At 64.9% G+C, this 20,195-nt stretch carries 18 protein-coding genes and 1 tRNA gene; 18 read left to right on the top strand and 1 reads right to left on the bottom strand.

Going from position 1 to position 20,195, the window contains the following annotated elements:
• Positions 1-9: 9 nt before the first annotated feature.
• Entirely contained in the window at positions 10-1,890 is a 1,881-nt protein-coding gene (locus CKW06_RS16995; RefSeq protein WP_024958319.1) for a DUF3413 domain-containing protein, read from the bottom strand.
• Positions 1,891-2,043: 153 nt separating this feature from the next.
• Between CKW06_RS16995 and CKW06_RS16990 the strand changes: the two genes are divergently transcribed.
• The 18 genes from CKW06_RS16990 to nuoN all read left to right on the top strand — a co-directional run bounded on the left by CKW06_RS16990 (position 2,044) and on the right by nuoN (position 20,189).
• Complete coding sequence (locus tag CKW06_RS16990; RefSeq protein ID WP_005410467.1) at positions 2,044-3,021, top strand: isopenicillin N synthase family dioxygenase; 978 nt, start codon at positions 2,044-2,046, stop codon at positions 3,019-3,021.
• A gap of 779 nt (positions 3,022-3,800) precedes the next feature.
• On the top strand, positions 3,801-4,556 hold the full coding sequence (tpiA, locus tag CKW06_RS16985) for a triose-phosphate isomerase (RefSeq protein ID WP_005410466.1): 756 nt from the start codon (positions 3,801-3,803) through the stop codon (positions 4,554-4,556).
• A 31-nt stretch (positions 4,557-4,587) separates the two neighbouring features.
• Positions 4,588-5,025: a preprotein translocase subunit SecG gene (secG, locus tag CKW06_RS16980; RefSeq protein WP_024958703.1), complete on the top strand. Its 438-nt coding sequence runs from the start codon at positions 4,588-4,590 to the stop codon at positions 5,023-5,025.
• A gap of 51 nt (positions 5,026-5,076) precedes the next feature.
• A tRNA-Leu gene (locus CKW06_RS16975) sits at positions 5,077-5,161 on the top strand.
• Between the two features lie 111 nt (positions 5,162-5,272).
• A complete protein-coding gene (locus CKW06_RS16970; RefSeq protein WP_005414075.1) occupies positions 5,273-5,629 on the top strand; it encodes an NADH-quinone oxidoreductase subunit A in 357 nt (118 codons plus the stop codon).
• Positions 5,620-6,174: a NuoB/complex I 20 kDa subunit family protein gene (locus CKW06_RS16965; RefSeq protein WP_005410463.1), complete on the top strand. Its 555-nt coding sequence runs from the start codon at positions 5,620-5,622 to the stop codon at positions 6,172-6,174. Before CKW06_RS16970 ends, CKW06_RS16965 begins: the two co-directional genes overlap by 10 nt.
• A gap of 33 nt (positions 6,175-6,207) precedes the next feature.
• Positions 6,208-6,957, top strand: a complete 750-nt coding sequence (locus CKW06_RS16960; protein WP_005410462.1) for an NADH-quinone oxidoreductase subunit C — start codon at positions 6,208-6,210, stop codon at positions 6,955-6,957.
• Entirely contained in the window at positions 6,954-8,261 is a 1,308-nt protein-coding gene (locus CKW06_RS16955; protein WP_005410461.1) for an NADH-quinone oxidoreductase subunit D, read from the top strand. The genes CKW06_RS16960 and CKW06_RS16955 overlap by 4 nt, the downstream gene beginning before the upstream one ends.
• Positions 8,262-8,358: 97 nt before the next feature.
• On the top strand, positions 8,359-8,886 hold the full coding sequence (gene nuoE / locus CKW06_RS16950) for an NADH-quinone oxidoreductase subunit NuoE (protein ID WP_005410460.1): 528 nt from the start codon (positions 8,359-8,361) through the stop codon (positions 8,884-8,886).
• Between the two features lie 4 nt (positions 8,887-8,890).
• Positions 8,891-10,231, top strand: a complete 1,341-nt coding sequence (gene nuoF, locus CKW06_RS16945) for an NADH-quinone oxidoreductase subunit NuoF (RefSeq protein WP_010486436.1) — start codon at positions 8,891-8,893, stop codon at positions 10,229-10,231.
• Positions 10,228-12,462 (top strand): NADH-quinone oxidoreductase subunit NuoG, encoded by a 2,235-nt coding sequence (gene nuoG / locus CKW06_RS16940; protein ID WP_024958702.1) that lies wholly within the window; start codon positions 10,228-10,230, stop codon positions 12,460-12,462. Before nuoF ends, nuoG begins: the two co-directional genes overlap by 4 nt.
• Positions 12,459-13,553: an NADH-quinone oxidoreductase subunit NuoH gene (nuoH, locus tag CKW06_RS16935; RefSeq protein WP_005410457.1), complete on the top strand. Its 1,095-nt coding sequence runs from the start codon at positions 12,459-12,461 to the stop codon at positions 13,551-13,553. Before nuoG ends, nuoH begins: the two co-directional genes overlap by 4 nt.
• Positions 13,554-13,557: 4 nt before the next feature.
• Positions 13,558-14,046, top strand: a complete 489-nt coding sequence (gene nuoI / locus CKW06_RS16930) for an NADH-quinone oxidoreductase subunit NuoI (protein ID WP_005410456.1) — start codon at positions 13,558-13,560, stop codon at positions 14,044-14,046.
• 9 nt (positions 14,047-14,055) lie between these two features.
• The gene (locus CKW06_RS16925; protein ID WP_010486441.1) at positions 14,056-14,712 is read left to right on the top strand and encodes an NADH-quinone oxidoreductase subunit J; all 657 of its coding nucleotides are present in this window, start codon (positions 14,056-14,058) and stop codon (positions 14,710-14,712) included.
• The gene (gene nuoK, locus CKW06_RS16920; RefSeq protein ID WP_005410454.1) at positions 14,709-15,014 is read left to right on the top strand and encodes an NADH-quinone oxidoreductase subunit NuoK; all 306 of its coding nucleotides are present in this window, start codon (positions 14,709-14,711) and stop codon (positions 15,012-15,014) included. Before CKW06_RS16925 ends, nuoK begins: the two co-directional genes overlap by 4 nt.
• Positions 15,015-15,021: 7 nt before the next feature.
• Positions 15,022-17,181 (top strand): NADH-quinone oxidoreductase subunit L, encoded by a 2,160-nt coding sequence (gene nuoL, locus CKW06_RS16915; RefSeq protein ID WP_024958701.1) that lies wholly within the window; start codon positions 15,022-15,024, stop codon positions 17,179-17,181.
• A gap of 23 nt (positions 17,182-17,204) precedes the next feature.
• Positions 17,205-18,713, top strand: a complete 1,509-nt coding sequence (locus tag CKW06_RS16910) for an NADH-quinone oxidoreductase subunit M (RefSeq protein ID WP_024958700.1) — start codon at positions 17,205-17,207, stop codon at positions 18,711-18,713.
• Positions 18,714-18,728: 15 nt separating this feature from the next.
• A complete protein-coding gene (nuoN, locus tag CKW06_RS16905; RefSeq protein WP_024958699.1) occupies positions 18,729-20,189 on the top strand; it encodes an NADH-quinone oxidoreductase subunit NuoN in 1,461 nt (486 codons plus the stop codon).
• Positions 20,190-20,195 lie beyond the last annotated feature (6 nt).

Raw genomic sequence — 20,195 nt, 5'->3', positions numbered from 1 at the left:
CCTCTGTGGTCAGCGGTTGCGGAAGCGGGTCAGCGCTTCCCATGCGGTACGGACGGCGCCGGCATCCGGGGCTTGGCGCGGCAGCGGGCGGTAGTGCCGGTCGAGCGCGGTGGCGTTGCCGAACTTGTCGAACACGTAGATGGCATCGCCATGGCGGACGGCGCGTTGTGACCAGCTTTCCACCACCAGTGCGCGCTCGCCTGCGGGTTCGGCCAGCAGATCCTGGCCGGTGCTGAAGTCGCTCAGTGCGTTCTCGCAGCCCAGGGCGTGGCGCATCAACGTCGGCACCCAGTCCTCATGTGAACTGGTGCGTGTCTTATGGCCGCTGGCCTGGCCGGGCCAGTGCAGCACGAACGGTACCTGCAGCTGGTAGTCGGAGAAGTTGCCGTTGTGGCCCCAGTAGTTCAGCTTCAGGTCGTTGAACTCCTCGGCGTGGTCGCCGGTGACCAGGACGATGGTGTTCTGATCCAGGCCCTGCGCGCGCAGATCGTCCAGCAGGGTGCCGACGAGGCTGTCGGCGTAATGCACGGCGGTCCGGTAACGGTTCAGTTCCGGGGCCGGGTCGTGGTCCGGACCGAACCTGAGGAAGTCGATTTCCTGCGCCATCGGGGTCGCCAGCGGCGGGTAGCCTGCGGGCATGTGGTAGGGCGCATGGGTGGAATCGAGGAAGACGAAGCCGAACCACGGCGTGTGCGCTGCCTGGCTTGCACGGATGTCCTTCTGAAGCGAGGCCACGATGCTGCTGTCACGGCCTTCCGAACCCAGGCCGGGCGGGCCCTGGTGCAGCTGGTCGCGGACGTCCGCAAATGCAGTGCGGTCGAATTCCGGGCTGTACATCGGCGCGCTGCCGTACAGATGCAGGTCGTACCCCTGCTGGCCCAGCACCTTGAACAGCTGTGAGCCGCGCTGTTCGTCAAGCATGCTTTGCCAGTAGCCGCCCGGCAGGCCGTAGAGCAGGCCGAACAGGCCATAGCGGGTGGCGTTGCCCGTGCTGAAATGGCGGTCGTAGACACGAGCGGAGGCCGCCAGTGCCGAGGTGTTCGGCATGATCTGCGGAGTAAGCGCATCGTGGCGCAGCGATTCCAGCACGACCATCAGTACATTGGGCCGCTGTGGGCTCTGGCAGCGCAGTGGCTGCAGCGGATACAGCAGCTGCGCATGGCGAGGATCGGGCAGGCCGACCTGCTGTTCACTGACCACGCCCAGCCTGCGCATGAAGCTCTTGGCGGTGATCGGCTGGGCCCAGGGCAGGTAGTTCCACTGGGCAATCACGTCACGGTCGCCGCGTGCGTCGTAGTAGGCGGTGGCCACCTGGCCGCTCGCCATCAGCAGGGCGACCACCGCCCAGGCCTGCAGCACCCTGCGCCGGCGGGGCGCGGCCGGCAGCAGCTTCCAGCACGCCCAGGCCAGGATGCCCTCGGCGGTGAAAATGGCCGCCACCAGCAGGCCGACCTGCACCCAGGTCTTCCACGACAACGCAACCTGGTCCTGCAGGGCGCCGCCGAACACCATGTTCAGGACCATGGCATTGAGGTGGAAGCGGTACAGGGTGAACACCTTGGCGTCGACCAGCAGCAGGCACAACCACAAGCCCTGCAGCAGTACCGCACTGATGCTCAGCGTGCGCGCGCTGCGCGGCCACAGGCCCAGCAGCAGTGGCAGCGCGCCGGCCAGCGCGCCGAAGGCGAGCAGGTGCCCGGGCAGGGCAATCGCGAGATAGGCCAGGCCCTGGTGGCCGCCCGGGTTGTCGTACAGCGGCACGTTGCCGAGGGTGATCATCGTCGCCAGCAGCGCATTGCCCAGGACGAACAGGGACCACCACGCAAGCCGGCGCCAGCGAAGGGCAGGGCCCGCAGAGGGAAGGGCGATGGCGGCTGGGGCGTCGGGCATGGTGCGTCGGGTCGGGGAGGCGCGGTCGGGGCTTGCGCTGCCAACGTGATGGATTCGTTAAATTGTGCGCAGGTCGCGCATTGTATCGATTTGTTTCCGAGGATCGAGTAGCGTCCGCCGGGTGATCTGTCACAATGTTCAGGCGGGCCATGAATGCGCAGGCCCCCCAGACCCAATGACAAGCCAGGAATTGCTGTGAGCCAGATCCCCACCCTCGACATCACCCGTTTCGACAGCGACCGCGAGGCCTTCGTGGCCGAGCTGGGCGCGGCCTACCGCCAATGGGGATTCGCGGGCATCCGCAACCACGGCATTCCGCAGGCCGACATCGACGCGGCCTACGATGCCTTCAAGGCCTTCTTCGCCCTGCCGGAAGAGGTCAAGCGCAAGTACCACGTGGCCGGCAGCGGCGGCGCCCGCGGCTATACCCCCTTCGGCGTGGAAACCGCCAAGGGCTCCAAGCACTTCGACCTGAAGGAGTTCTGGCACATCGGTCGTGAAATCGCCGACGACTCCAAGTACCGCGATGTGATGGCACCGAACCTGTGGCCGACCGAGGTCGAGGGCTTCCGTGAGCGCGGCTACGGCCTGTACCAGGCGCTGGACAACCTGGGTTCGCGCGTGCTGTCCGCGCTGGCCCTGCACATCGGCCTGCCGGAAGACTTCTTCGCCGACAAGACCAACTTCGGCAACTCGATCCTGCGCCCGATCCACTACCCGCCGATCACCACCGACGACATCCCGAACGTGCGTGCCGGCGCGCATGGCGACATCAACTTCATCACCCTGCTGGTCGGCGCCAGCGCCGCGGGCCTGGAGGTGCAGTCGCATGAGGGCGAGTGGGTGCCGTTCACCTCGGACGCGGACACCATCGTGGTCAACATCGGCGACATGCTGCAGCGCCTGACCAACCATGTGTACCCGTCGACGATCCATCGCGTGGTCAACCCCCCGGGCGAGCTGGCCCGCCAGCCCCGTTACTCGGTGCCGTTCTTCCTGCACCCGAACCCGGATTTCCTGATCGACGTGCTGCCCTCGTGCATCACCCCGGAGAACCCGAGCCGGTACCCGGAGCCGATCACCGCCCACGGCTTCCTCGAGGAGCGCCTGCGCGAGATCAAGCTGAAGTAAAGAAAAGTGAGGCCGCCGAAAGGCGGCCTTTTTCTTTGCAGGGTTGCACTCTGCACCCGCGGTAGTGCCGGCCGCTGGCCGGCAAGTCCAAAGCCAAAGCGGCTCTGGGTTTCTGCGTGTTGGGCGGGGCGGTGTGGGTTGGCAGGACACGCCGTGAACCCCCAGACCGGCCCAGCCGCTGGCGGCTGTGCGTTCGGGCGCTTGCGAAGCAGTGCTTCGCAAGCAAAGCGCCCTCACCCCTGGGGGCTCGATGGCGCCATCCATGGCGTCAACGGTCCTGCCAACCCACACCTCCCCGCCTTCGACAGTTTCCCGGTGACGGTGGGTAAATCGCGATTCCCGGTGGGTGTCGACCTTGGTCGACGCGGTAGATCCACGCCTTGCGTGGATGAGATCTGTCGGATCGAAGTGGGGTAGGGGTTGGTCCAGCCGGCAGCAACCCGGAATGCAGCTTTTGCCTTTGCTCCTGCTCTTCTTTTTTCTTTCCGTGGCGGGCGGAACCGCCGGACTGTGTCAGAGGCCGGGCGGGTGGGGATGGCGGGGGTGTCCGCGGCATGGATGCCGCGGCCAAGCCCCCAGGGACGGGTTTACGGCGTCCCCCGGCATCCCCACCCGCCCGGCCAAGCTCACCAATCCAACCGGTGATACGCGACCAACCCGCCCCCCGCCACGAGGGGCTGCGCCGTTGGCTGAAAATCCATGTAATCGCTTACAAGGAAACGGATTTTTGCCGCAGCGGGTATCATGACCGGCTGACTTCACACAGGAGCCACCCGCTCATGCGCCGCAAGATCGTCGCCGGAAACTGGAAGCTGCATGGCAGCCGTCAATTCGCCAATGAACTGCTGGGGCAGGTGGCTGCCGGGCTGCCGCTGGAGGGGGTGGACGTGGTGATCCTGCCGCCGCTGCCGTACCTGGGCGAGCTGGTCGAGGACTTCGGCGAGACCGGCCTGGCCTTTGGCGCGCAGGACGTGAGCAGCAACGAAAAGGGCGCCTACACCGGCGAGGTCTGCGCGGCCATGCTGGTCGAGGTCGGGGCCCGCTATGGCCTGGTCGGCCATTCCGAGCGCCGCCAGTACCACCACGAGAGCAGCGAGCTGGTCGCGCGCAAGTTCGCCGCCGCCCAGCACGCCGGCCTGGTGCCAGTGCTGTGCGTGGGCGAGACCCTGGAACAGCGCGAGGCCGGGCAGACCGAAGCGGTCATCGCCAGCCAGCTGGCACCGGTGCTGGAGCTGGTTGGCGCGGCCGGTTTCGCCCAGGCTGTGGTCGCCTATGAGCCGGTCTGGGCCATCGGTACCGGCCGTACCGCCACCAAGGAGCAGGCACAGCAGGTGCACGCGTTCATCCGTGGCGAAGTCGCGCGTATCGATGCTAGAATCGCTGATTCACTGCCCATTGTTTACGGCGGTAGCGTGAAGCCCGACAATGCCGGGGAACTGTTCGCGCAGCCGGATGTCGATGGTGGGCTGGTCGGCGGCGCCTCCCTGGTGGCTGCGGACTTCCTGGCCATCGCAAGGGCGGCGGCCGCGAACTAATCCTAGAAGTATTGTCCGAGGGCGGTTTCCAATGCTGATGTTGATCCTCAATGTCGTCTACGTGCTGGTCGCTGTGGCCATGATCGCGCTGATCCTGATGCAGCGTGGCTCGGGTGCGGCGGCGAGTTCGGGCTTTGGTGCCGGCGCCTCGGGTACGGTGTTCGGTGCGCGTGGCGCCTCGAACTTCCTGTCCAAGTCGACCAAGTGGCTGGCCGTCGTGTTCTTCGGCATCAGCCTCTTCATGGCCTGGTATGCCGGTCATGGCAGCCGTCCGGCGGCCGACCAGGATCTGGGCTTGATGTCCGCCCCGGCGGCGGTCGCTCCGGCGGCTCCGGCAGGCGAATTGCCGGCCGTTCCGAAGGCTGATGCGGTCCCGGCCGCCCCGGTTCCGGCCGCGAATGTGCCGGCTCAGGCGGAATCTTCGGTTTCTGGTGAAGAAAAGCCTTCGGAAGGCTCCCAGAAACACTGAAGCCGGTTACAATACGCGGCGCATCGGGAAGATAGTCTGATGTGATCGTTTGCCCAGGTGGCGGAATTGGTAGACGCACTACCTTGAGGTGGTAGCGACTTAGGTCGTAGGGGTTCGAGTCCCCTCTTGGGCACCATTTGTAAGTAAAGCGGGTTCGCCTGGCGCGCAAGGCGCCAGGTAGATTCCCGTCCACTCCCCCATGCCAAAGCGCCTGCAGGCGCAGCGGCAGAGGCAAGAGAGAATCGCTGTGCTGGCCGAATATTTGCCGTCTCTGCTGTTTCTGATCGTTGCCACCGGTATCGGCATTACGCTGATGCTGGTTGGTCGATTCCTCGGTCCCCGCCGCCCCGATCTGGAAAAGCTGTCGCCGTACGAGTGCGGCTTCGAGGCCTTCGAAGACGCGCGCATGAAGTTCGACGTGCGCTACTACCTGATCGCGATCCAGTTCATCGTCTTCGACCTGGAAATCATCTTCATCGTGCCGTGGACCCAGGTCTTCATGGAGCTGGGCGCGCGTTCGCTCGTCACCATGGGCCTGTTCGTCGGCATGCTGTTCCTCGGTTTCATTTACGTCTGGAAGAAGGGAGCGCTGGAATGGGAGTGATTCAGACTCTCGATGGCCTCATGAACAACCCCACGCCGGAAGGCCGGGTTGATGACATCCTGCGGCCGGAAGGCGACAACCCGCTGCTGGAAAAGGGCTTCGTCACCACCAGCGTCGATGCACTGCTGAACTGGGCGCGCACCGGCTCGATGTGGCCGATGACCTTCGGTCTGGCCTGCTGCGCGGTCGAGATGATGCATGCCGGCGCCGCGCGCCTGGACCTTGACCGCTATGGCGTGGTGTTCCGCCCGTCGCCGCGCCAGTCCGACGTGATGATCGTGGCCGGTACCCTGGTCAACAAGATGGCCCCGGCGCTGCGCAAGGTCTACGACCAGATGCCGGACCCGAAGTGGGTCATCTCGATGGGTAGCTGCGCCAATGGTGGCGGCTATTACCACTACTCCTATTCTGTCGTGCGCGGCTGTGATCGCGTGGTGCCGGTGGACGTCTACGTCCCGGGTTGCCCGCCGACCGCCGAGGCGCTGGTGTACGGGATCCTGCAGCTGCAGAAGAAGATCTGGCGTACACAGACCATCGCCCGCTGACCCCTTCACCTGACAAGAGCGCGCCAAGCCCCCATGGCAGAGCAAGCATCCTTCATCGACCGACTCTCCGCACGTTTCGCTGGTGCGAAGGTCATCGTGGTCGAACCCCGCGGCGAAGTGACGCTGGAAGTGCCTGCCGCCGAGTGGCACGCCACCGCCCTGGCGCTGCGTGACGAGTTTGGTTTCGAGCAGGCCGTGGATCTCTGCGGCGTCGATTACCTGGGTTATGGCTCCGACGAATGGGACACCGCCGACGTGTCCTCGCAGGGCTTCAGCCGTGGCGTCGAAGGCAAGGCCCAGGGCCGTTTCGCGTGGGGTGAGTTCCCCACCGAGGAAAACGGTGCCGACGGTGCCCGCCCGCAGCACATGCCGACCCAGCGTTTCGCCGTGGTCGCCCAGCTGCGCTCGTACCAGCACAACCTGATGATGCACCTGCGCTGCTTCGCCCCTGACGAAGCACTGCCGGTGGTGTCCTCGCTGACCGGCATCTGGCCGGGCCTGAACTGGTTCGAGCGCGAAGCGTTCGACCTGTACGGCGTGATCTTCGAAGGCCACCCGGACCTGCGCCGGATCCTGACCGACTACGGTTTCGTCGGCCATCCGTTCCGCAAGGACTTCCCGCTGATCGGCAATGTCGAAGTCCGCTACGACGAAGAAAAGAAGCGCGTGATCTACGAACCGGTCACCTCGGTGGAGCCGCGCGTCGGCGTGCCGCGCGTGATCCGCGACGACGCCCGTCTGCAGACCGCAGAAGGTGAGCGCGCGCAGGAGGCAGTGAAGTGAGCCACGTACACCAGGCCGGCGAAGCATTCGCCAGCAACGCCGCCGAAAGCCGGCAGGAAATCCGCAACTACACCATGAACTTCGGCCCGCAGCATCCGGCCGCTCACGGTGTGCTGCGCCTGATCCTGGAAATGGACGGTGAAACCATCATGCGCGCCGACCCGCACGTGGGTCTGCTGCACCGTGGTACCGAAAAGCTGGCCGAGTCCAAGCCGTTCAATCAGTCGATCGGTTACATGGATCGACTGGATTACGTGTCGATGATGTGCAACGAGCACGCCTACGTGCGCGCGATCGAGACCCTGATGGGCATCGAGGCGCCGGAGCGTGCGCAGTACATCCGCACCATGTACGACGAGATCACCCGCATCCTCAACCACCTGATGTGGCTGGGCTCCAACGCGCTCGACCTGGGTGCGATGGCGGTGATGCTGTACGCCTTCCGCGAGCGCGAAGAGCTGATGGACTGCTATGAAGCAGTCTCCGGCGCACGCATGCACGCGGCGTACTACCGTCCGGGCGGTGTCTACCGCGACCTGCCGGACCACATGCCGAAGTACAAGGAGTCGCGCTGGCACAAGGGCAAGGCGCTGAAGCAGCTCAATGCTTCGCGCGAGGGCTCGCTGCTGGACTTCCTGGAGAACTTCACCGTCGAGTTCCCCAAGCGCATCGACGAATACGAAACCCTGCTGACCGACAACCGTATCTGGAAGCAGCGTACCGTCGGCATCGGCGTGGTGACGCCGGAACTGGCGCACCAGTGGGGCATGACCGGCGTGATGCTGCGTGGCTCGGGCGTCGCCTGGGACCTGCGCAAGAAGCGCCCGTACGCCAAGTACGATGCCGTCGATTTCGACATCCCGCTGGGCAAGGAGGGCGACTGCTACGACCGTTACCTGGTGCGCGTTGCCGAAATGCGCGAATCCAACCGCATCATCAAGCAGTGCGTGGCATGGCTGAAGGCCAACCCCGGCCCGGTGATGGTGAAGAACTTCAAGGTCGCTCCGCCCAGGCGCGAGGACATGAAGGACGACATGGAAGCGCTGATCCACCACTTCAAGCTGTTCAGCGAAGGCTACTGCGTGCCGGCCGGCGAGACCTACTCGGCGGTGGAAGCCCCGAAGGGCGAGTTCGGCTGCTACCTGGTTTCCGATGGCGCCAACAAGCCCTTCCGCGTGCACCTGCGCGCACCGGGCTTCGCCCACCTGTCCTCGATCGATTCGATCGTGCGCGGCCACATGCTGGCCGACGTGGTGGCGATGATCGGTACCTACGACCTGGTGTTCGGCGAGGTTGACCGGTAATGCCGTCCGCCACGCCAACGCCCGCCGCAGGCAGCCGGCGCAAGCCGGCGCCGCAGTTTCTGGAATTTCACGTTATGCATTTCGCTGAGGTCGGCCGATGAAGGCGACAGGTAATTTCGAGGCGGCGCGCGACGTCGACCCGATGGTGGTGCTGAGCGACAAGACCCGCGCTCACATCGATCACTGGCTGTCCAAGTTCCCGCCGGACCGCAAGCGCTCTGCCGTGCTGCAGGGCCTGCATGCGGCCCAGGAGCAGAACCAGGGCTGGCTGACCGACGAGCTGATCGCCGGCGTGGCCAAGTACCTGGACCTGCCGCCGGTGTGGGCCTACGAGGTCGCCAGCTTCTACTCGATGTTCGAGACCGAGAAGGTGGGCCGCAACAACGTGGCCATCTGCACCAACATCAGCTGCTGGCTCAATGGCGCCGAGGACATCGTGCGCCATTGCGAGAAGAAGCTGGGCATCAAGCACGGTGAATCGACCCCGGACGGCCGCGTCTACCTCAAGCGCGAGGAAGAGTGCCTGGCTGGCTGCGGTGGCGCGCCGATGATGGTCATCAACGGTCACTACCATGAGCGTCTGACCCTGGAAAAGGTCGACGAGCTGCTGGACGGGCTGGAGTAAGGGCATGGCACATCACCACGAATCCAAGGGTCCGGTCGGCCCCGCGCCGCTGCCGCACCAGGTGGTCTATACCACCCTGCATTACGACACCCCGTGGTCGTACGAAAGCTACCTGAAGACCGGTGGCTACGCCGCCCTGCGCAAGATCCTCGAAGAGAAGATCCCGCCGGAGCAGGTCATCGAGATGGTCAAGGCCTCGGGCCTGCGCGGCCGCGGTGGCGCTGGCTTCCCGACCGGCCTGAAGTGGTCCTTCATGCCGAAGGGCAACATGCAGAAGTACATCCTCTGCAACTCGGACGAATCCGAGCCGGGCACCTGCAAGGACCGCGACATCCTGCGCTACAACCCGCATTCGGTGGTGGAAGGCATGGCGATCGCCTGCTACGCCACCGGTTCGACCGTGGGTTACAACTACCTGCGCGGTGAATTCCACCACGAGCCGTTCGAGCACTTCGAGCAGGCCCTGGCCGACGCCTATGCGAACGGCTGGCTGGGCAAGAACATCCTCGGCAGCGGCGTGGACATCGACATCTACGGCGCGCTGGGCGCCGGCGCGTACATCTGCGGCGAAGAAACCGCGCTGATGGAATCGCTGGAGGGCAAGAAGGGCCAGCCGCGCTACAAGCCGCCGTTCCCGGCCAATTTCGGCCTGTATGGCAAGCCGTCGACGATCAACAACACCGAAACCTATGGTTCGGTGCCGGCGATCATCCGCAACGGTCCGGAGTGGTTCAAGGGCCTGAGCCTGACCGCCAACGGCGGTCCGAAGTGCTTCTCGGTGTCCGGCTGCGTGCAGAATGGCGGCAACTTCGAAGTGCCGCTCGGCACCAAATTCCACGACCTGCTGGAAATGGCCGGTGGCCTGCGTCCGGGCCGCACGCTGAAGGGCGCGATCCCGGGCGGCGTGTCGATGCCGGTGCTGACCGCGGCCGAGCTGAAGGACCTGCCGATGGACTACGACACCATCCGCGCGCTGGGCTCCGGCCTGGGTTCGGGCGCGATCGTGGTGCTGGACGACAGCGTCTGCTGCGTCAAGTTCGCCTGCCGCATCAGCCAGTTCTTCCACAAGGAATCCTGTGGCCAGTGCACCCCGTGCCGTGAGGGCACCGGCTGGATGCACCGCGTGCTGGAGCGCATCGTCGCCGGCAAGGCCACGATGGAAGACCTGCACCAGCTGAAGGCGGTGGCTGGCCAGATCGAAGGCCACACCATCTGTGCGTTCGGTGAAGCGGCTGCATGGCCCATCCAGGGCTTCCTGCGCCAGTTCTGGGACGAATTCGAGTACTACATCGTCAACGGTCATTCGATGGTTGACGGCAAGAAGGTGGAGGCAGCCGCCGCATGAGCGCGCAACCCGTAAACCCGAACGTGCCACCGGATCACGTGACCATCGAAATCGATGGCAAGTCGCTGGTTGTGCCCAAGGGTTCGATGATCATCCAGGCGGCCGACAAGGCCGGCATTTCGATTCCGCGCTTCTGCTACCACGAGAAGCTGCCGATCGCCGCCAACTGCCGCATGTGCCTGGTGGACGTGGAAAAGTCGCCGAAGCCGGCGCCGGCCTGCGCCACTCCGGTGATGGATGGCATGAAGGTTGCCACCCGCAGCGAGAAGGCACTGAAGTTCCAGCGCTCGGTGATGGAGTTCCTGCTCATCAACCACCCCCTTGACTGCCCGATCTGCGATCAGGGCGGCGAGTGCGAGCTGCAGGACGTGTCGCTGGGCTATGGCCGATCGGTCAGCCGCTTCAACGAGCGCAAGCGCGTGGTGCCGGACGAGGACATGGGCCCGCTGGTCGCCACCGAGATGACCCGCTGCATCCAGTGCACCCGCTGCGTCCGCTTCACCGCCGACGTCGCCGGTACCTACGAACTGGGTGGCATGTACCGCGGTGAGAACCTGCAGATCGGTACCTTCGACGGCAAGCCGCTGACCACCGAACTGTCCGGCAACGTCGTCGACGTCTGCCCGGTCGGCGCACTGACCAACAAGGTGTTCCAGTTCCGCGCCCGCCCGTGGGAACTGACCGCGCGCGAGTCGCTGGGCTACCACGACGCGATGGGTTCGAACCTGTTCCTGCACGTGCGTCGCGGCGAAGTGCTGCGCACCGTGCCGCGCGACAACGAAGCGGTGAACGAGTGCTGGCTGTCCGACCGTGACCGCTACTCGCACCAGGGCCTGTACAGCGAAGACCGTGCGGTCAAGCCGCTGCGCAAGGTCAATGGTGAGTGGAAGGAAGTGAGCTGGGCCGAAGGCCTGGCCGCGGCCGCCGAGATCCTCAAGGCCAACCAGGGCGACAACCTGGGCGTGCTGGTGCATCCGTCCACCTCGAACGAGGAAGGCGCGCTGCTGGCCCGCCTGGCCAAGGGCCTGGGCTCGAGCAACATCGACCACCGCATCAACAACCGCGATTTCTCCGACGCTGCAACCGCCGAAGTGTTCGGCCTGCCGCTGGCCGAGATCGAAGGCGCCGACCGCATCGTCGTTCTGGGCAGCAACATCCGCCACGAACTGCCGCTGCTGCACGCCCGCCTGCGCAAGGCGCAGACCACCAAGGGCGCGAAGATCCACGTCGTCAATCCGGTGGACTTCGACTTCGCCTTCAGCATTGCCGGCAAGCAGATCGTTGCACCGTCGAAGTTCGTCGACGCGCTGGCCAACGCCGAGCTGCGTTCGGCCGTGCAGGGCGGCAACAACACCGTGCTGATCGTTGGTGGCATCGCCGAAAACCACCCGCAGGCTGCCGCCATCCGCGCCGCCGCGCGTGACTTCGCCGCCGCCACCGGTGCCAGGCTGTGCCGCATCCCGCAGGGCGCCAACGCCGTGGGCCTGACCCGCGCCGGCGTGCTGCCGGCCGGCAAGGACGTCGCCGCGATGCTGGCGCAGCCGCGCCAGGCCTACGTGGTGTACGGCCTGGAGCCGGGCCTGGATTTCGCCGATGCACCTGCCGCGCGCAAGGCGCTGGCCGGTGCCCAGGTGGTGGCCTTCAGCCAGTTCGCCTGTGCCTCGACCCGCGACGTCGCCGACGTGATCCTGCCGATCGGTGCGCTGCCGGAAATCGACGCCACCCTGACCAACCTCGATGGTCGCGAGCAGTCGGCCCGTGCCGGCGGCAAGCTGCCGGGCGAGGCCCGTGAAGGCTGGCGCGTGCTGCGCGCACTGGGCGGCGACATGGCGCTGGCCGGTTTCGACTTCACCGACCTGGCCGGCCTGCGTGCCAGCCTGGCCCCGGTGTCGGTCACCGTTGCCGCTTCGGCGCAGCCGGTGATTGCCGGCGAAGGCCTGGAAGTGGCTTCGACCGCCGCGATCTACCGCACCGATGCGGTGGTCCGTCGCGCCCCGGCGCTGCAGTCGCATCCGCTCAACAACGCCCCGCGCATCGTGCTGAACGCTGAAGATGCCGCTCGCCTGCAGCTGCAGGAAGGGCAGATGGCCAAGGTCGGCACCGATGCCGGCAAGGCCACCCTGCCGGTGGTGGTCGACGCCCGCGTCGCTGCGGGTTCGGTCTGGATTGAATCGGGCCACGGCGCGACCGCGCCGCTGGGTGCCGCTCGCGTAACGGTGGTGGCTGCATGAACGAATTGCTGTTGAACGCGGTCGACCCGCTGCACCAGTGGCTGCTTGGCCTCGGTGACATCGGCGCGCTGATCTGGATCATCCTGAAGATCCTGGTGATCACCGTTCCGGTGATCATCTCGGTGGCCTTCTACGTGGTCTGGGAACGCAAGCTGATCGGCTGGATGCACGTCCGCCACGGCCCGATGTACGTGGGCATGGGCATCTTCCAGGCCTTCGCCGACGTCTTCAAGCTGCTGTTCAAGGAAGTGGTCCAGCCGAGCAGCGCCAACAAGGCGATCTACCTGCTGGCACCGCTGATCACCCTGGCCCCGGCCTTCGCGGCCTGGTCGGTGGTTCCCTTCGATTCGCAGATCGTGCTGTCCAATGCCAACGCCGGCCTGCTGTACCTGCTGGCGATGACCTCGCTGGGTATCTACGGCATCATCCTGGCCGGTTGGGCGTCCAACTCGAAGTACGCGTTCCTGGGTGCCATGCGCGCCTCGGCGCAGATGATCAGCTACGAAATCGCCATGGGCTTCGCCCTGGTCGGCGTGATGATCGCCGCTGGCAGCCTGAACCTGAGCAATATCGTGATGGCGCAGGCCGGCAGCTCCGGCTTCTTCGACTGGTTCCTGCTGCCGCTGTTCCCGCTGTTCGTCATCTACTGGGTGTCGGGCGTGGCTGAAACCAACCGCGCGCCGTTCGACGTGGTGGAAGGCGAATCGGAAATCGTCGCCGGCCACATGGTCGAATACTCCGGCGGTGCCTTCGCGCTGTTCTTCCTGGCCGAATACGCGAACATGATCCTGATCAGCTTCCTGATCTCGATCTTCTTCCTCGGCGGCTGGCTGAGCCCGGTCCAGGGCTGGGTCAACTTCGGCGATGTCTCGCCGCTGGTCGACTGGATCTGGAAGGGTGGTGCACCGTGGCTGTTCGTCAAGGTGTTCTTCTTCGCCAGTGCCTACATCTGGTTCCGTGCCAGCTTCCCGCGCTTCCGCTACGACCAGATCATGCGCCTGGGCTGGAAGGTCTTCATCCCGCTGGCCATTCTGTGGATCGCGGTTACCGCCGTCATGGTGTTCTTCGGCGTGATTCAAAAGGGCGTCTAAAGTGATGAACAGGATTACCCATTACTTCAAGAGCCTGCTGCTGCTCGAACTGCTGGCGGGCCTCTGGCTGACGCTGAAGTACAGCTTCAAGCCGAAGTACACGATGATGTACCCGATGGAGAAGTTCCCGCAGTCGCCGCGCTTCCGTGGCCTGCACGCGCTGCGCCGTTACCCCAACGGCGAAGAGCGCTGCATTGCCTGCAAGCTGTGCGAAGCGGTGTGCCCGGCCCTGGCCATCACCATCGACTCGGCCAAGCGCGAGGACGGCACCCGCCGCACCACCCGCTACGACATCGACCTGTTCAAGTGCATCTTCTGCGGCTTCTGCGAAGAAAGCTGCCCGGTGGACTCGATCGTCGAAACCCACATCCTCGAGTACCACTTCGAGAACCGTGGCGAAAACATCGTTACCAAGCCGCAGCTGCTGGCCCTTGGCGATCGTCTCGAAAACGAGATCGCCGAGCGTCGTGCCGCCGATGCCGCTTACCGCTGAGGTCGAGAGATGGATTGGGTAAATATCGCTTTCTGGGTGTTCGCCATCGCGGCAACGGTTTCGGCCGGTGCGGTGATCAGCGTGCGCAACCCGGTGCATGCAGTGCTGTGCCTGGTGCTGACCTTCTTCTCCATTGCCTGCGTGTGGCTGCTGGTGGGCGCCGAGTTCCTCGGCGTGGCGCTGGTGCTGGTCTACGTCGGCGCGGTGATGGTGCTGTTCCTGTTCGTGGTGATGATGCTGGACATCGATCCCACCAAGATGCGTGAGGGCTGGGTGCGCTACCTGCCGGTCGGCCTGATCGTGGCAGTGGCGATGCTGGTGCAGATGCTGATCCTGATCGGCGTGAAGGGCAGGGCGGTCACTCCGTTCCCGGCCGACAACGCCGCTGCGGTCGCTGCCGACAGCTCTAACGTCACCTGGCTGGCGCGCACGCTGTTCACCGAATACCTGCTGCCGTTCGAGTTCGCCGCCGTCATCCTGACCGTGGCCGTGGTCGCCGCCGTGATGCTGACCCTGCGTCGCCGTACCGGCGTCAAGAGCCAGAACCCGGGTGAGCAGACCATGGTCAAGGCCGGCCAGCGCCTGCGCATGGTCAAGATGGGCGCCGAAGCACCGGTCGTGCACAGCAACAGCAAGCCGGCCACCGGCGAGGAGACCCAGCCGTGATTACCCTTGGCCACATGCTTGCGCTTGGCGCGGTGCTGTTCGCCATCAGCCTGGCCGGCATCTTCCTCAACCGGAAGAACGTCATCGTCCTGCTGATGTCGATCGAGCTGATGCTGCTGTCGGTGAACATCAATTTCGTCGGCTTCTCGCGTCAGCTGGGCGATCCGTCCGGCCAGCTGTTCGTGTTCTTCATCCTGACCGTCGCCGCCGCGGAAGCCGCCATCGGCCTGGCGATCCTGGTGACCCTGTTCCGTACCCGCCGCACGATCAATGTCGGCGAAGTCGATTCGTTGAAGGGCTGATCCACAGATGGAAATCACTCTCTCCAAGAGTCTGTTGATCGCAGTGGTGCTTGCACCGCTGTTCGGCAGCATCATCGCCGGCCTGTTCGGTCGCCAGGTCAAGCGCTTCGGCGCGCAGACCATCACCATCCTCGGCGTCGCGGTAGCCTGCGGCCTGTCGATGTACACGTTCTACCAGCTGATGTGGGGCGGCGCGCAGCCGTTCAACCAGAACATCTACACGTTCTTCGAAGTCGGCCAGTATTCGGCGCACGTCGGCTTCATGGTCGACAAGCTGACCGCGATGATGATGGTGGTGGTGACCTTCGTGTCGCTGCTGGTCCACATCTACACGATCGGCTACATGCAGGACGACCCGGGCTACCAGCGGTTCTTCAGCTACATCTCGCTGTTCACCTTCTCGATGCTCACCCTGGTGATGAGCAACAACTTCCTGCAGCTGTTCTTCGGCTGGGAAGCGGTGGGCCTGGTGTCGTACCTGCTGATCGGCTTCTGGTTCAAGCGCCCGACCGCGATCTTCGCCAACATGAAGGCGTTCCTGGTCAACCGCGTCGGTGACTTCGGCTTCCTGCTGGGCATCGCCGGCGTGCTGTGGGTGTTCGGCACCCTGGACTACTCGCAGGTGTTCTCGCAGGCCGGCATGCTGGCTGACCCGCGCGCCCAGCTGCAGATCTGGGACGGCACGATCCTGGGCATGCAGCTGCTGAACGAGCCGGTGATCTGGTCGATCGCCACCGTCATCTGCATCTGCCTGTTCATCGGCGCCATGGGCAAGTCGGCCCAGGTCCCGCTGCACGTGTGGCTGCCGGACTCGATGGAAGGCCCGACCCCGATCTCGGCACTGATCCACGCCGCGACGATGGTGACCGCCGGTATCTTCATGGTCACCCGCATGTCGCCGCTGTTCGAGCTGTCGCAGACGGCGCTGAACTTCGTGCTGTTCATCGGTGCCACCACCGCGTTCTTCACCGGCCTGATCGGCATCGTGCAGAACGACATCAAGCGCGTCGTCGCGTACTCCACGCTGTCGCAGCTGGGCTACATGACCGTCGCCCTGGGCGTGTCGGCCTACTCGGCCGCCGTGTTCCACCTGATGACCCACGCCTTCTTCAAGGCCCTGCTGTTCCTGGGCGCCGGCTCGGTCATCATCGCGATGCACCACGAGCAGGACATGCGCAAGATGGGCGGCCTGCGCAAGTACATGCCGATCACCTTCATCACCATGTGGATCGGTACGCTGGCCCTGGTTGGTACGCCGTTCTTCTCCGGCTTCTACTCGAAGGACACGATCATCGAGGCGGCCGAGATCCACGCCCACATGCAGAACAGCTGGGTGGCCACCTATGGCTACTGGGCGGTGCTGGGTGGCGTGCTGGTGACCAGCTTCTACAGCTTCCGCCTGCTGTTCATGACCTTCCACGGCAAGGAGCGTTTCCGCGACGCGCACGACGATCATGGCCACGGCCATGACGATCACCACGCCGCCGATGCCCACCATGGCGATACCCATGACGACCACGGCCATGGCCACGGTCCGCATGAACCGCATGAAACCCCGTGGGTGGTGACCCTGCCGCTGATCCTGCTGGCCATCCCGTCGATCGCCATCGGTTTCTTCAGCATCGGTCCGATGCTGCACGGCACCGACTGGGCCGGCCACCATGCGCACGAGGCGATCAAGGGCCAGGCACAGACGTTCTTCACCGGCATCGTCGACTTCTACGATCCGGCCAAGAACACCGTCGCGTTCCTGGGTGAAGAGTTCCATGGCCCCGTCGCGTTCGCGCTGCACGGCATGATGCTGCCGCCGTTCTGGCTGACCCTGGCGGGCTTCCTGCTGGCTGCGCTGTTCTACCTGTGGAAGCCGGACCTCTCGGGCAAGGCACGCAAGACCTTCGCCCCGATCGTTTCGGTGCTGGAAAACAAGTACGGCTTCGACAAGCTGTGGATCGATGGCTTTGCCGGTGGCAGCGTCAAGCTGGGCAAGGTCTCGCGCTGGATCGACAGCAACATCGTCGACGGCGTGGTCAATCTCTCGGCACGTGTTGTGGACGTTGCAGCCGGCGTGCTGCGTCGTACCCAATCCGGTTTCCTCTATCACTACGCCTTCGCGATGATCATCGGCCTGATTGCCCTGCTGGGCGTGCTGATGCATTACCTGCGTTGATGACCTGTACGGAATAAGAAGACGTGTCGAACTGGCCTCTACTCAGTGTCCTCATCTGGCTGCCGATCATCGGTGGCGCCCTGATCCTTGCGATCCGTGATGCACAGACTGCCCGCTGGGCGTCGCTGGGCGTCGCGGTGCTCACCTTCGTTGCAAGCCTCTCGCTGCTGAGCGGCTACAACGCGGGCATCGACGGCCTGCAGTTCGTCGAGACCCATGCCTGGATCCCGGCGTACAAGATCGGCTACAACCTGGGCGTGGACGGCATTGCCGTGGCGCTGATCCTGCTGACCACCCTGGTCAGCGTGCTTGCCCTGATCGGCGCCTGGAGCGCCATCGACAAGCGCGTCAACCAGTACGTGGCGGCCTTCCTGATCCTGGAAGGCGTCACCGTCGGCATCTTCGCCGCGACGGACGCGATGCTGTTCTACGTGTTCTTCGAAGCCATGCTGATCCCGATGTTCCTGATCATCGGTGTCTGGGGTGGCCCGCGCCGCATCTACGCAGCACTGAAGTTCTTCCTGTACACCTTCCTCGGCTCGGTGCTGATGCTGGTGGCGCTGATCTACCTGTACATGAAGGGCGGCAGCTTCCAGCTGGCCGACCTGTACGCGCTGCCGCTGTCGGCCAAGGAACAGACCTGGATCTTCTTTGCCTTCCTGATCGCCTTCGCGGTCAAGGTGCCGATGTTCCCGGTCCACACCTGGCTGCCGGACGCCCACGTCGAAGCGCCGACCGCCGGTTCGGTGATCCTGGCCGCCATCGCCCTGAAGATCGGTGGCTACGGCTTCCTGCGCTTCAACCTGCCGATCGTCCCGGACGCGTCGCAGGAATGGGCCTGGCTGGTGATTGCGCTGTCGCTGATCGCCGTGATCTACGTCGGCCTGGTCGCTCTGGTGCAGGACGACATGAAGAAGCTGATCGCCTATTCGTCGATCGCGCACATGGGCTTCGTCACCCTGGGCACCTTCATCGCGCTGTGGCTGGTGCGTGAAGCCGGCAACGCCGATGCGGCCCGCCTGGGCCTGCAGGGCGCCATGGTGCAGATGATCTCGCACGGCTTCGTGTCCGGCGCGATGTTCTCCAGCGTGGGCGTGCTGTACGACCGCATGCACAGCCGCCGCATCGCCGATTACGGCGGCGTGGTCAACGTGATGCCCTGGTTCGCGACCTTCGCCATGCTGTTCTTCATGGCCAATGCGGGCCTGCCGGGCACCAGCGGTTTCGTCGGCGAGTTCATGGTCATCCTCGCGGCCTTCCAGCGTAATCCGTGGATCGCACTGGGCGCGGCCACCACCCTGATCATCGGCGCCGCCTACACCCTGTGGCTGTACAAGCGCATCTTCTTCGGTGAAGTGGCCAACAGCCACGTTGCCGAACTGAAGGACATCAACGGTCGCGAATGGCTGGTGCTGGGCGTGTTCGCCATCGGCGTGCTGGCCCTGGGCATCTACCCCAAGCCGCTGACCGACCTGATGGAGCCCTCGATCGCGAAGCTGGCGATGCAGATCGCATCCAGCAAGCTGCTGTAATTCCAGGATTTGATGATGACCACCTCGCCGCTGCTGCCATTGACCGCCGCTGACCTGCCACCGCTCGCTCCCGAGCTGGTGCTGATCGGCAGCGCCTTCGCCCTGATGATCCTCGACCTGTTCGTCAGCAACCGGAACAAGATCGTCACCCACCTGTTCTCGCTCGCTGCGCTGGCCGTGGTGCTGTTCATGCTGGCCACTGGCGTGGGCGGGCAGGGGGAGGTCTTCCATGGCATGTTCGTGCGCGATACCGCCGCGGACGTGATGAAGACCGGGATCGTGCTGCTCAGCGGCCTGACCCTGGTCTACGGCTGGCGTTACCTGCGTGACCGCAACCTGTTCCAGGGCGAGATCCCGGTGCTGATCCTGTTCGGCACCGCCGGCATGATGATCCTGGTCTCGGCCGGCAGCCTGCTGATGGTCTACCTGGGCCTGGAACTGCTGGCGCTGTGCTCCTACGCGCTGGTTGCCAGCAACCGTGAGAACGGCCTGGCCTCGGAAGCGGCGATGAAGTACATCGTGCTGGGTTCGCTGGCCTCGGGCCTGCTGCTGTACGGCATGTCGCTGATCTACGGCGCCACCGGCAGCCTGCACCTGGACGTCATCCGTGAGGCCATCCCGCACTCGGAAGAGCGCGTGCTGCTGATCACCGGTGCGGTGTTCATGATCGCCGGCGTCGCCTTCAAGCTGGGTGCCGCGCCGTTCCACATGTGGCTGCCGGACGTGTACCAGGGTGCCCCGGCACCGATCGCACTGTTCATCAGCTCGGCGCCGAAGCTGGCCGCCTTCGGCATGGCCTACCGCCTGCTGGAAATGGGCGTGGGCCCGCTGTCGACTGAACTGCAGCTGCTGATTGCCGGCCTGGCCGCGGTTTCGCTGGTCATCGGCAACCTGATGGCCATCGCGCAGAGCAACCTCAAGCGCATGCTGGCGTTCTCCACCGTCTCGCATATCGGCTTCCTGCTGATGGGCGTCGCCGGTGGTGGCGCGCAGGGCTATGCCGCCGCGCTGTTCTACGCACTGGCCTACGCCATCATGTCCACCGCCGCCTTCGGCGCGATCATCGCGCTGTCGCGTGCCGGTTTCGAAGCCGAGAACATCGAGGACTTCAAGGGCCTCAATGCCCGCAACCCGTGGATGGCCGGCCTGGTGCTGTGCATCATGGCGTCGCTGGCCGGCATTCCGCCGTTCCTGGGCTTCTGGACCAAGCTGGCGGTGCTGGGCGCGGCCGTCAACGGGGGCCTGCTGTGGCTGGCCATCCTCGGCGTGCTGTGTGCCGTGGTCGGCTGCTTCTACTACCTGCGCGTCATCAAGGTCATGTACTTCGATGAGCCGGTGGGCGAGGCCATGCCGCGCAGCAACGACCGCGTGCTGGGCCTGGTGCTGGGCGTGAACGCGCTGGCGCTGCTGGCGCTGGGCCTGGCCTGGAACCCGATCATGGTCTGGTGCCAGCAGGCATTTGCGCATCTTGCATAAAAGTTG

This window comes from Stenotrophomonas maltophilia (genome assembly GCF_900186865.1).
In the GTDB taxonomy this organism is placed as follows: domain Bacteria; phylum Pseudomonadota; class Gammaproteobacteria; order Xanthomonadales; family Xanthomonadaceae; genus Stenotrophomonas; species Stenotrophomonas maltophilia.
Note: the sequence above shows the minus strand (reverse complement) of the source record. Positions and strands in the feature narration are given on the sequence as shown.